Origin of the sequence: Microcoleus sp. AT3-A2 (assembly GCF_036705685.1) — a bacterium.
In the GTDB taxonomy this organism is placed as follows: Bacteria; Cyanobacteriota; Cyanobacteriia; order Cyanobacteriales; family Microcoleaceae; genus Microcoleus.
Genome location: NZ_JAUBVF010000007.1, coordinates 20,613 through 34,330, shown reverse-complemented (window position 1 = coordinate 34,330; position 13,718 = coordinate 20,613). Strand labels below are relative to the sequence as shown.

Sequence of the window (13,718 nt, the reverse complement as noted above, 5' to 3'; positions counted from 1 at the left end):
AAAAGGAGATGAAAAAAGGCAATTTAACAGGAGTAATTCGGGATGATTCAACAAACAGTAAAACCCCAAAATTCTCAAGATATAATGGAGCAATTAAAAGCCTCTGTTACCCCACTTGAAGAAAAGTTAATGGAGCTATTCAGTGCCTCAGAAAAGTCATTTTTGGCAGAAGAAGCAATGGAGGAGCGAATTTCTGCCTTAGTTCAAGACTTTTTGTACGCAAAAACCGCTAGTACAGATATTGACTTAGAGTTAATTATTCAGCAGTTTAAGGAAAACACAATTCCCGCCCTTCCTACAGATGTTGGGAATTATATCGATGATTTGACCCAAACCCTTGTTGCTCATTCCATCCACACCTCTTCCCCCCGATATATCGGTCACATGACGAGCGCACTTCCCTATTTTGTGCGCCCGATCGCGAAGCTGTTAACCGCGATGAATCAAAATTTAGTCAAGATGGAAACTGCCAAAGTTTTAAGCCCCTGCGAGCGCCAGACTTTGGCAATGATGCACCGATTAATTTACGATTTTTCTGAGGATTTTTATAACCAGCACATTCAAAAAAGTGACAGCACGCTCGGTATCATGACAACGGGTGGCACCCTAGCTAATATCACCGCTTTGTGGTGCGCTCGCAACGCTTCTTTAGGCCCAAAAAATGACTTTGGTGGCATTGAAAAAGAAGGCTTGTACGCAGCTTTAGAGTTTTACGGCTACAAAGGAATGGTGATAATCGGCTCCAATTTGATGCACTATTCTTTTGAAAAGGCTGCCGGTTTATTAGGCATTGGCGATCGCAATCTCCTAAAAATCCCCACCGATTCCAATCACCGCATGGATTTGGCAGCGCTGCGCCAAACTGTAGCCGAATGTCGCGATCGCAATCTGCACATTCTGGCAATTATCGGTATTGCAGGCAGCACCGATTCGGGAAGTATCGATCCGCTTCCAGAAATAGCCGCGATCGCGCAAAAAGCAAACGCTCACTTTCACGTCGATGCCGCGTGGGGCGGCCCCGTGCTTTTTTCCGAACGTCACCGGCACAAATTGGCAGGCATTGAACTAGCAGATTCCGTCACCATAGATGGACACAAACAAATGTATTTGCCAATGGGAATCGGCATGGTTTTATTCCGCAATCCCCAAACCGCCAAAGTTATTGAAAAAAACGCGCCCTACACGGTGCGAAAAGACTCGATCGATCTAGGCAAGCGCTCTCTCGAAGGCTCTCGATCGGGTGCGAGTTTGTTCTTGCAAGCCGCCTTGAATATCATCGGCCATCAAGGCTATGAGTTTTTGATAGATTCAGGCATTCATAAAACGCAGCACTTGGCTAATTTACTTCGCGAAAATCCAGCATTTGAATTGCTGCTAGAACCAGAAATTAATATTCTTTTATACCGCTACATTCCAGAAACATTCAGGGAACAAGCAGCCAAAAAACAACTAACCGAAGCAGACAACCACTTCATTAATGAATTTAACGAGCGCCTTCAGGAGGCCCAGCGGCAAGCCGGTCACACCTTCGTCTCGCGAACAACCTTGCAAAACACCTGTTATGGCAAAACCATTCCCATTGTTGCTTTTCGAGTCGTCCTTGCCAACCCCCTCACCACTGAAGCAGATATCAATTTTGTTTTAAACGACCAGCTAAAAATAGCAGCAAAGCTTTCCTTAACTATCACAAACAGCGATTACTGCGAGGAAGTGAATCATGATGTCTACTAATCGTTCAGAACGACTAAAAAACCTCTCGCCCCAGAAGCGATCGCTCCTCCTCAAAGCATTAGGCAAAGAGGCAGTACAGGCTGAGCAATCTCAGCGTATTCCCAGGCGATCGCAGCAAAATTCGGCTCCCCTTTCTTTTGCCCAGCAACGGCTGTGGTTTCTCGATCGATTGTCTCCCGAAAACCCTGCCTACAACCTTCCTGCTGCTGTGCATTTGCAAGGGCAATTGAATTTGTCAGCACTGCAACAAACACTCAATGAAATTGTCAGGCGTCACGAAGTTTTACGGACTGCTTTTGCAGAAGTGGACGGGGAACCTGTTCAACTAATTTCTCCTTCCTTGGATTTCGCTTTGTCGGTGATAAACTTGCGACATTTACCAGAAACTGAGCAGCAAGCTGAAATTGAGCAGCGTACTCTTGAAGAAGCTCAACGCCCCTTTGACTTAACGCGAGATCCCTTACTGCGTGGCACTTTGCTGCAAGTTGGTTCGGCAGAATATGTGTTGCTGCTGACGATACACCACATTATTTCTGATGGTTGGTCTATGGGGGTATTGGTGCGAGAAGTGGCCGCACTTTATGAAGCTTTTTCCAATGACAAACCCTCTGGGCTGCAGGAACTTCCCATACAGTATGCCGACTTCGCCAGTTGGCAGCGGCAGCATTTCCAGGGAGAGAAATTAGAAAAACAGCTCGCTTATTGGAAACAGCAATTGGCAGGCGGTTTAGCTGTACTTTCAACGGATAAGCAGCGCTCTCCCGTGCAAACTTTCCGAGGATCGCAGCAATCTTTTGTGATTTCTGCTTCTTTAACTGAAAGGCTGAAAACCCTCGCCCAGCAACAAGATATCACCCTATTCATGACGTTGTTGGCAGCATTTCACTCCTTGCTATCCTGCCACATAAAGCAGGATAACCTCGCGATTGGCTCTCCCATTGCCAATCGCAACCGCCTTGAATTAGAGGAACTAATTGGTTTTTTTGTCAATACTTTAGTGTTGCGAATTGACACCGCAGGTAATCCAACTTTCCGCGAACTACTCGGTCGAACACGCGAGGTAGCGTTAGCAGCTTACGCTCACCCGGATGTTCCTTTTGAAAAGCTTGTGGAGGAATTGCAGCCGGAGCGAAATCTCAGCTATAACCCGCTGTTTCAAGTGTGGTTTGTACTCCAGAATGCACCCATGCCACCCCTGGAGTTAGCTGGTTTGACCTTGAGCATTCTGGAATCCGATGTCGGTATGTCGAGACACGACTTAAGCCTCACTCTCTGGGAGGTTTCAGAAGGAATTCAAGGCTTATTTGACTACAAAACAGACTTATTTGAGGCTGCGACTATTGCCCGAATGGTGAGAGGTTTTCAAATCCTCCTCAACCAGGTAGTCATCCAGCCAGATATCAGGATCGACGACTTGGCAGAAATTCTTGCCGAAGCAGAAAGGCAGCACCAAATCGAGCAGCAAAAACAAATTCAGATTTCGGGAATTCAAAAATTAAAAATGGCTAAACGCAAAGTTATGAAAAGTTTAAAATGATGGCTCATATCAAATCTGTTAGCATCGGAATTATTCCTATCTCTCTTCTCGACATCTGCGTGAATCAGCGTCAATCCCTTGTCATCTGCGGTTAATAAATTCTCTTTTTTTGACCGCAGATACAGGCAGATTAACACAGATTAACGCAGATGAATTAGATGGATTCCGGTTGCACCATCTGTGATTGTTGACTGTTGACTGAATTTTACTATGCCGATGCTACCGGAATTGATCTCCATCTCTCAGGTTTTTTCGGGAAAAAGGGATAAAATCCTCACCAAACCAAAAACTATGACAAATACAGAAACAAAGAATCTCAATTCCCAAAAGTTAGGATCGGTTAGGCGCAAAGCCGTCAGCCTCTCCTCAGAGGAATTAGTCAAAACCGCCTACCTCCAGCCGGAAAACCTTCTACCTCTAGTTGTTCAGCCAACAGTAGAAAAATTAAATCTCGCAGGTTGGGCACAGAACAATCGCTCATCAATTGAAAAGCAGTTATGGAAGCATGGAGGAATACTTTTTCGAGGCTTTGAAGTCGCCGGGGTGAATGGTTTCGAGCAGTTTATTCAAACTATTGCTGGCGACTTGTTGGAATATTCTTTTCGCTCGACTCCGCGCAGTCAGGTGAGCGGAAATATCTACACCTCCACCGAGTATCCTGCCGAGCAATTCATCCCCCTGCACAATGAAATGGCTTATTCTCGAAATTGGCCGCTGAAAATCGCTTTTTTCTGCGTCAGGAAAGCAGAAGAGGGAGGAGAAACTCCGATTGCTAACAGCCGCAAAGTGTTTGAAAGCCTGGATTCAAAGATTAGAGAAACGTTTGCCCAGAAAAAGGTTATGTATGTGCGAAATTACGGCGGTGGCGTAGATTTACCCTGGCAAAATGTCTTCAATACTGATAGCAAAATTGAGGTAGAAGAGTATTGCAAAAAAGCGGGAATTGAGTTAGAATGGAAAAGTGGCGATCGCTTGAGAACTCGGCAAATATGTCAAGCTATCGCTCAGCACCCAAAAACGCAGGAAATGGTGTGGTTTAATCAAGCTCACCTCTTCCACATTTCCAATCTCGAACCCGCCGTTCGCAAAGAGCTTTTAACTTCTTTTAAGCAGGAAGATTTACCCCGCAATGCTTATTACGGCGATGGCTCGCCCATTGAAGATTTTATCTTAGACGAAATTCGTCGCTGCTATCAGCAAGAAACGATTGTTTTCCCTTGGGAAGAAGGAGATGTCTTGCTGTTAGATAATATGCTAGCCGCGCACGGACGCACGCCATTTTCTGGTTCGCGTCGGGTTGTTGTTGGTATGGCAGAAGGGTTTAGCTGTCAAGATATTTAGGCTTATTAAAGGAACTTTAGAAATGCAAAACGAAACAATCGAAGGGTTTAGACTCTCTCCACAGCAACGGCATCTGTGGGGGTTACAGCAAAATAAAAGCCAACAGACTTATCGCGTTCGAGGTGCAATTTTAATTACCGGAAACCTCGATCGAGAGATTCTTAAAAAGGCGCTGCAAAATGTCGTAAATCGGCACGAAATCCTGCGGACTAGCTTTCACTGCTTGCCTGGGATGACACTACCCCTGCAAGCGATCGCCAGCACTGGTGAAGTTCCTATCTCGGAACACAATCTCAGCGGTTTGTCTCCCGAAGAACAAGAAGCTAAAATCGCAGCGCTTTTTGAGCAACTAAACCTGCTTCCTTTTGATTTTGAGCGCGGCCCACTTTGGCACATCTCTTTAGTCACTCTGGCCCAAGACAAGCACCTATTGCTGGCGAACTTCTCTGCCTTAATTGCAGATAGCGTCACCATGAAAAATTTTACCCGCGAACTCAGTCTTTCCTACTCAGCTTATACGTGCCAAGAAGAACCAGCCGATGAGCCAATGCAATATGCCGATATTGCTGAGTGGCAAAATGAGTTACTCGAATCAGAAGAAACGGCAATCGGCAAAGAATACTGGCGAAAGCTGAACCTTGAATCTTGGGATTTATTAACGCTTCCTTGGGAAAAGAAGAATACAGAAGCGGAATTTAAGCCGCTAGTAGAAAGGGTGGAAATTCGAGGTGATTTGTTGAACAGCCTGGAAGCGATCGCCCCAAAGCACAAAAGCGATATTTCTGCCTTCCTGCTGACTTGCTGGCAAATTCTCATTTGGCGGCTTACCAGAGAGCAAAACCCGATAATCGGCGTAGCGATTGACGGCAGAAAATATGAAGAATTAGAACACTCTCTCGGGCTGCTGTGCAAATACTTACCCCTACGATGCCCAGTGCAAGACGAGTTAAATTTCTCACACGCGAGGCAGCAAGTTGAGCTTAATCTCAACGAGATGTACAACTGGCAAGAATATTTTAGCCGGGAAGAAATCCTAGAAAACGAAAAAAGCAGCAGCTTTTGGCCCGTCTGCTTTGAGTTCCAAGCAGAGCCTAAGAACTATGATAATTCAGACGTTTCATTTTCCCTTGTTCGGCAAGATGCCTGCCTAGAGCCATTCAAACTCAAGCTCTCCTGCCTTCGCCTGTGCAATTCCCTAAGCGCTGAATTTCACTACGATTCCGATTTATTTGGTGCGGCAGATATAAAGCGCTTGTCAGAACACTTTCAGGCGCTCTTAGAAAGCACAGTCAAAAATCCCGAAGTCGCTATCAGTCAGGTAGACATACTGAGCGATCGCGATCGGCTGCAACTTCTGATTGACTTTAACCAAACTCAAAAAGATTACCCGAAAAATAAATGCGTTCATCAGCTTTTTGAAGAACAAGCAGAACGCAACCCAGACAGCATTGCCGTCGTCTTTGAAAGTGAACAAATCACCTACCGAGAACTCAACGATCGCGCCAATCAACTCGCCCATCACCTGCAAAACTTGGGAGTTGAACCAGAGGTCGTTGTTGGCATTTGCCTCGATCGCTCATTAGAAATAATCGTAGGAATGCTGGGCGTACTCAAAGCCGGTGGTGCCTATTTACCCATCGATCCAACGACCCCAATAGAGCGCAAAGCGCTAATGCTAAAAGACGCTCAGGTGAAGGTTTTGCTCGTACAACAGCGGCTCATAGAAAGCTTGCCGAAAACTCAAGCAAATATTGTTTGCATCGATACAGACATTCCCACTAATTCTGTCTCTTACACGCCTCGCGCCTCTTCTGACAATTTAGCTTACCTCATCTATACTTCCGGTTCCACTGGCACGCCCAAGGGAGTCGCGATCGAACATCGGCAACTGCTCAATTACCTGTACGCTATTCAGGAAAGATTAAACCTGCCATCTGGTGCCAGTTTCGCCACCGTTTCCACCTTCGCCGCCGACTTAGGAAACACAGCGATTTTCCCCGCCCTTTGTTTCGGCGGTTGCCTGCATATTATCTCCCAAGAACGCGCCACCGATCCAGAGGCACTGGGTGAATATTTCTGTCGCCATCCCATCGACTGCCTCAAAATAGTTCCCTCTCATCTAGCCGCCCTTTTAAACTCCTCTCAACCCAAGTCAATTTTGCCTGGAAAACGGCTTATTTTAGGAGGGGAATCTGCCAATTGGAGCTTAATTGAAACACTTCGCAATCTTGCTCCTACTTGCTCAGTATTCAATCACTACGGCCCAACAGAAACAACTGTAGGTGTCCTGACTTATCAAGTCGAGTTTGATAAAATAGGGTGCGATTTTGACACAGTTCCACTCGGTCTTCCGATTGCCAACACTCAGATTTATATCTTGGATTCTTACTTGCAGCCGGTGCCGATAGGCGTACCTGGTGAACTGTACATCGGCGGTGATAATTTGGCACGCGGATATCTTAATCGCCCTGAATTAACCGCAGAAAAATTTATTCGCAATCCATTTGACACGCAAGCAAAAACACGACTGTACAAAACGGGTGATTTGGCTCGCTATTTGCCAGACGGAAACATCGAATTTATTGGGCGAATTGACAGTCAAGTAAAAATCCGGGGTTTCCGCATTGAATTGGGAGAAATTGAGGCAGCGTTAGGGCAGCATCCAGATATCGTGCAGGCTGTAGTTATGGCGCGGGAAGACGAGATGTCACAAAAGCGCCTCGTGGCTTATTTGATTTCTGAGCAGAAACCAGCACCAAGCAGCAGCGAACTTCGCCGTTTTTTAGCGACAAAATTGCCTGAGTACATGGTGCCTTGGGCTTTTGTAATGCTCAAAAGTTTGCCTTTAACTCCTAATGGAAAGATCGATCGGCGATCGCTGCCAGAACCTGACGAAATGCGACCGGAGTTGACAGCAAACTTTGTCGCGCCTCGCACAAATATCGAGGAAGTTTTAGCCGCTATCTGGGCTGAAGTTCTCAAACTTGAAAAAGTGGGCATTTACGACAACTTTTTTGAATTAGGAGGGCATTCCCTATTAGCAACTCAAGTAATTTCCAGAGTGCGCCAAGCATTTCAGGTCGAGTTGCCTTTGCACCGTTTATTTGAGTCTGCCACAGTCGCCGATTTTGCTGTAGCGATCGCGCAAAAGCAAGCCGAACAAACAGACAGTGAAATGCTCGCTCAAGTTTTAGCAGACCTCGATCAACTGTCAGAAGCACAAATACAGGAAATTCTCGCCCAACAAGGAGTCAGCAAATGAGTGATTTAATCGAACGCATCGCGGCTCTTTCTCCCCAAAAGCGCGAGTTGCTGTTGCAGCGGCTCAACCAGAAAAAAGAAAGCGTTTCGCTAGATAAAATTCAGCCTCAAAGTCGAGAGTCTAACACTTTTCCTCTGTCGTTTGCTCAGCAGCGGTTGTGGTTTTTTGAGCAACTAACTCCAGGCAACTTTACCTATCACATCGTCGCCGGCGTGCGTTTGACGGGAACACTCGACGCAAGATCCCTCGATCGCAGTCTCAACGAACTTGTCAAGCGTCATGAAGTTTTGCGAACGGCTTTTAAGACAATAAACGGGCAACCCGTTCAGGCGATCGCTTCCAATCTGGAATTGAAAATTTTAGAAATAGATTTGCGATCGCTTCCTGAAACTGAACGATCTCGCGAAATTGAACGGTTGATCGCCGCAGAAGCAAAGCTTGCTTTCGATTTGTCACAAGCACCCTTATTACGTGCCAAATTGCTGCAATTGAGCGATTCAAACTGGGTGCTGCTATTGAGTACGCACCACATCATTTTCGATGCCTGGTCAATGGGAATATTCATTCAGGAACTCGCCACGTTTTATCAAGCCTTTTGCACTGGCAAACCTTCTCCCCTTCCCGAACTGTCGGTACAGTACGCAGACTTTGCAAGTTGGCAGCGCCAGTGGTTGCAGGGAGAAGTTTTAGAGACTCAGGTTGCTTACTGGAAAAAACAGCTAGGAGGCAATCTCTCTGTACTAAATTTGCCAAGCGATCGCCCCCGCTCGGCAGTACAAACCTTCCGAGGTGCAGTGCATAAATTCACCATTCCCAAAGCAATAGCAGAGGAAATAACCCTATTAAGCCAGCGGGAAAAAGCTACTTTATTTATGACCCTACTGGCAGCGTTTAAAACATTGCTCTATCGCTACACCGGGCAAGAAGATATTTTAGTGGGTTCCCCCATTGCTAACCGCAACCGACGCGAAATCGAGGAAGTAATTGGCTTATTTGCTAACACCTTAGTTTTCCGCACCAATCTGTCGAGCAACCCAACTTTTAAAGAGTTACTGGGCCGCGTGCGAGAAGTAGCTCTCGGCGCGTATAACCACCAGGATTTGCCCTTCGATAAACTGGTAGAAATCCTACACCACAAACGAGATTTAAGTCATAATCCGCTATTTCAGGTGTTGTTTTCTCTGCGAAATGTTCGGACGCCGCAGATAAAATTGCCAGGAGTGACGTTGAGCAGTTTGGAAATAGAACGGAAAACGGCAAGATTTGATTTAGCGCTTGACCTGGAGGAAGGATTAGAGGGTATTAATGCAACTCTTGAGTATAGCGAAGATTTGTTTGACGCTAGCACTGCACGACGGATAGCCGGACATTTTCTAACCTTACTAGAAAGTATAGCTGCCAATCCCGAACAGCGCATTTCAAATTTGCCAATATTGACGAAACCTGAACAGCAGCAACTGCTGTTCGAGTGGAACAATACTAAATCGGAACTTCCGAAAAATCAGTGCGTACACGGCTTATTTGAAGCGCAGACAGAGCGGACGCCGGATGCGATCGCTGTCGTCTTTGAAAATGAATGTCTGACTTACCGGGAACTGAACGAAAAAGCAAATAACCTCGCAAGTTACTTGCAAAAAATCGGTGTCAACCCAGAAGTCTTGGTGGGAATTTATGTCGATCGCTCCCTAGAAATGGTAGTGGGATTGCTCGGCATTCTCAAGGCTGGCGGCGCTTATGTTCCCCTCGATCCAGCCTATCCACCAGAGCGCCTTGCATTCATGCTGGAAGACGCGAAAATTTCCGTGTTACTCACTCAAAAAAAGCTATTAGAAACCATGCCCAAAAATAGCGCCTCCATCGTGTTTCTGGATGGAGATTGGGAAGGCATATCGAGCTGCGACGAGCCAGTCGTGGGTTTACAAAATTCCTCCAATTTAGCCTATGTCATCTATACTTCAGGCTCAACAGGTAAACCCAAAGGAGTGCAAATTTCCCACGCCTCTGCCGTTAACTTCTTGAGTTCTATGCGCCAACAACTGGCGATCGCAGATCGAGATGTTTGGCTAGCAGTAACATCCTTATCTTTTGACATTGCAGCACTGGAACTGTTCCTGCCTATTACAACAGGTTCTCGCGTTGTTGTAGCCAGCCGAGAAGTGGCATCTAACGGCGAAAAGCTTTTAGAAACATTAACAAATTCTGGCGCGACAGTCATGCAAGCTACTCCAGCCAGTTGGAAAATGCTTTTAGCAGCAGGATGGCAGGAAAACAATCAATTAAAAATACTGTGCGGGGGAGAAGCTTTACCCCGACACCTCGCCAATCAGTTGCTTTTGCGCGGCGCTTCTGTGTGGAATTTATACGGCCCTACAGAAACCACTATCTGGTCTACTCTCTATCAGGTCGATCGCAAAGATGAATCAGTTTCCATCGGTCGCCCGATTGCTAACACTCAAATTTTCATATTAGACCGCTATTTAATGCCGGTTCCCGTTGGCGTATTTGGCGAACTGCACATCGGCGGTGCCGGCTTATCTAGAGGCTACCTAAACCGACCGGAACTGACCGCAGAGAAGTTTATTCCTAACCCCTTTGCAGAGAACCCAATTCATGCTTCATATCGTTTCCGGTTGCATCGGAATCATAAAATCGAGTCAACAGTCAACAGTCAACAGTCAACAGTCAACAGTCAACAGTCAACAATCCTTCCGGTGCAACCGGAATTGATATCATTCATCCTTCATCCTTCCTCGTTTATTTTTTCAGAACGCCTCTATAAAACCGGGGACTTGGCTCGCTATCTCCCAGATGGAAACATTGAATTTATGGGGCGCAGCGACCACCAGGTGAAAGTTCGCGGATTTCGCATCGAATTAGGCGAAATTGAAGCGGTACTCAGCCAATACCCAGCCGTGCGAGAAGCGATCGCACTGGTTCGAGAGGACAATCCGGGCGACAAGCGTTTAGTAGCTTATATCGTTGCTAACTCAGAACTCAAAACTCAAGACTCAGAACTTATTAATGATTTGCGCTCTTACCTGAAACAAAAACTGCCGCAGTACATGATGCCGTCAGCGTTTGTGCTGCTGGAAGCAATGCCTTTAACGCCTAACGGAAAAATCGATCGGCGATCGCTAAAAGCACCTGACACAAACACAGCGGAATTCGAGAGCAATTTTACCGAGCCTCGAACTCCCGACGAGCAATTAATAGCAGAAATTTGGGCGAAAGTTCTCGGTTTAGAGCGCGTTGGAATTCACAATAACTTCTTTGAATTGGGAGGTCATTCATTGCTGGCTACTCAGGCGATTTCTCGCCTGCGAGAAGCTTTTCAAGTTGAAGTACCCTTGCGCTCTCTTTTTGAATCCCCTACCGTCGCAACAGTCACCGAAAGCCTCTTGCAATATCGCGCCGAGCAAAAACTGAAAGCACCCCCCATCAAGCGGGCGTCAAGGCAGGAACAATTACCCCTTTCTTTTGCACAACAACGCCTGTGGTTTCTCGACCAATTGCAGCCGGGGAATCCTGCCTATAATATCCCAGCAGCCGTGCGCTTGAAGGGGGCGCTCAATGTAGCCGTTCTAGAGCAAACTTTTCAGGAGATTATCAAGCGACACGAAGCATTGCGGACAACTTTTAATTCCGTGGAAGGACGACCTGCTCAGGTTATTATTTCATCTTTTAAATTCACATTGGCGATCGTAAACCTAAGAGAGTTATCGCAAGCTGAACGAGAAGCCGAGGCAATGCGACTCGCCGCTGAAGAAGCGCGACAGCCTTTTGACCTAACAAAATGGCCGTTACTGCGCGTCACATTGTTACATCTTGACGAGACAGAATACCTGCTGTTAGTGACAGTACACCACATCATAGCCGATGGCTGGTCGATGGGGGTACTCGTGCGGGAAGTGGCGGCGCTTTATGAAGCTTTCTGCAGTGGCAAACCTTCTCCCCTACCCGAACTTTCTGTACAGTACGCCGACTATGCTGTTTGGCAAATAAACTGGCTGCAAGGCGAAGTTCTCGAAGCAAAACTCGCTGACTGGAAGCAGCAGTTGGGTCAAATTTTGCCCCCGCTGCAATTGCCAGCAAAACAACCGCGTTCTGCTGTTTCTAGCGATCGAGCTGAGATTCAAGAATTCCAGCTTAATTGGCAAGTTTCACAAGCGCTAAACGCACTCAGTCGGCAACAAAATGTCACCTTATTTATGACCTTGTTGGCAGCACTTCAAACGCTGCTTTATCGCTACACAAATCAAGAAGATATTGTCGTCGGTACTGACCTAGCAAACCGCACACAAGTTGAGACAGAAGCTTTAATTGGTTTCTTTGTCAATATCCTCGTCTTGCGAACCGATATGCGCGGCAATCCTACATTTCGCCAACTACTCGATCGAGTCCGCGAGGTGACATTAAAAGCTTACACTCACCAAGATTTGCCCTTCGACAAACTGGTAGAAGAACTGCGTCCCGATCGCACCCTGAGTCAGACACCGCTATTTCAAGTTTTATTCGTCATGCAAAATGCGCCCATGCCGAATTTAGAAATGGCCGGTTTAACTTTAATGCCGGTTGCAATTGATAGCGGTACGGCTAAATTTGATTTGGCGCTATTTGTCTCGGAAACAGAGACAGGAATTGTCGGCAGTTGGAAGTATAATTCCGATCTATTTGACAGAGAAACGATCGCTCAAATGTCAAATCGCTTTGAAACCCTCCTCAGCAGCATTGTGGCGCAGCCTGACAGTCGTTTAAACACTTTAGAAATACTCACAGAAGCCCAGAAGCAGAAACAAGCCATGCAAGAACTAAAGCGTGAAAAAAGCAATTTTAGTAAGTTCAAAAGCGTCAAGCCGAAGCCAGTGGCATTGCCGCAAGGCGAATTGATAAAAACCGAGTACCTGCACCCCGACGCACTCTTTCCTTTAGTGGCAAAACCCGCAGTAGCCGATGTCGATCTCGCAGACTGGGCGAAAAATAACCGCGAATTTATAGAGGCAAAATTGCAGCAGCATGGAGGGATTCTTTTTCGAGGCTTCATCGGCCCTGTGGTTGCCGCATTCGAGCAGTTTGCACTCTCAATTTGTTCGGAATTATTTGGGGAGTACGGGGATTTGCCACGCGAAGGAGTTAGCGGAAAAGTTTACGGTTCAACTCCTTACCCAGCAGATAAAGCTATCTTATTTCACAGCGAGAGTTCGCACCTGCACCGCTGGCCGATGAAAATCTGGTTTTTCTGCGTTCAGCCAGCGCAACAAGGCGGAGAAACGCCGATCGTTGATTGTCGGAAAGTTTACCAGTTGCTAGACCCGAAACTCAGAGAAAAATTTGCCCAAAAGCAAATTATGTACGTTCGTAACTACACAGACGGACTCGATGTAAGCTGGAAAGATTTTTTCCAAACAGAAGACAAATCCGTAGTTGAGGAATATTGCCGGCAAGCTGGGATGGAATTTGAGTGGAAAGCAGGAAATAATTTGAGAACTCGCAAAATTCGCCCCGCAATTACCAAGCACCCAAAAACCAAAGAGATGGTATTTTTCAATCAACTTCCCTTGCACCACATTTCCTGCTTAGATGCGGCAACCCGCGCTTCCTTGCTCTCTGTTTTTGGAGAAGAGAACCTCCCCCGCAATGTTTATTACGGTGACGGCACTCCTATTGAAGACTCGGTAATGGAAGAAATTCAGGCAGTGTACGCGCAAGCTGCTGTTAGTTTTCCCTGGCAAGCAGGAGACATCTTAATGCTAGATAATATGCTTGCCGCTCACAGTCGCAATCCATTTATCGGTTCGCGAAAAATTGTTGTAGCGATGGGCGAAATGATTCCTGAATCAGGAATTTAAT

5 protein-coding genes are annotated in these 13,718 nt (G+C 46.4%); all 5 read left to right on the top strand.

Translation table 11 applies throughout. The features are described from left to right. Positions 1–42 precede the first annotated feature (42 nt). The 5 genes from panP (at position 43) to QUB37_RS06395 (ending at position 13,717) form a co-directional block, all read left to right on the top strand. Positions 43–1,731: a pyridoxal-dependent aspartate 1-decarboxylase PanP gene (gene panP, locus QUB37_RS06415; RefSeq protein ID WP_333160212.1), complete on the top strand. Its 1,689-nt coding sequence runs from the start codon at positions 43–45 to the stop codon at positions 1,729–1,731. Next, positions 1,718–3,268 (top strand): condensation domain-containing protein, encoded by a 1,551-nt coding sequence (locus QUB37_RS06410; protein WP_333160210.1) that lies wholly within the window; start codon positions 1,718–1,720, stop codon positions 3,266–3,268. Before panP ends, QUB37_RS06410 begins: the two co-directional genes overlap by 14 nt. Before the next feature lie 291 nt (positions 3,269–3,559). Then, complete coding sequence (locus QUB37_RS06405; protein WP_333160208.1) at positions 3,560–4,609, top strand: TauD/TfdA family dioxygenase; 1,050 nt, start codon at positions 3,560–3,562, stop codon at positions 4,607–4,609. A gap of 22 nt (positions 4,610–4,631) precedes the next feature. Beyond that, positions 4,632–7,871, top strand: a complete 3,240-nt coding sequence (locus tag QUB37_RS06400) for an amino acid adenylation domain-containing protein (RefSeq protein WP_333160206.1) — start codon at positions 4,632–4,634, stop codon at positions 7,869–7,871. Continuing rightward, positions 7,868–13,717, top strand: coding sequence for an amino acid adenylation domain-containing protein (locus QUB37_RS06395; RefSeq protein ID WP_333160204.1), 5,850 nt, complete (start codon positions 7,868–7,870; stop codon positions 13,715–13,717). The genes QUB37_RS06400 and QUB37_RS06395 overlap by 4 nt, the downstream gene beginning before the upstream one ends. Position 13,718 lies beyond the last annotated feature (1 nt).

Bases quoted from the DNA above. Each gene is read 5' to 3' on its own strand.
- QUB37_RS06400 (WP_333160206.1), top strand. From the start codon at position 4,632: ATGCAAAACGAAACAATCGAAGGGTTTAGACTCTCTCCACAGCAACGG.
- panP (WP_333160212.1), top strand. From the start codon at position 43: ATGATTCAACAAACAGTAAAACCCCAAAATTCTCAAGATATAATGGAG.
- QUB37_RS06405 (WP_333160208.1), top strand. From the start codon at position 3,560: ATGACAAATACAGAAACAAAGAATCTCAATTCCCAAAAGTTAGGATCG.
- QUB37_RS06395 (WP_333160204.1), top strand. From the start codon at position 7,868: ATGAGTGATTTAATCGAACGCATCGCGGCTCTTTCTCCCCAAAAGCGC.
- QUB37_RS06410 (WP_333160210.1), top strand. From the start codon at position 1,718: ATGATGTCTACTAATCGTTCAGAACGACTAAAAAACCTCTCGCCCCAG.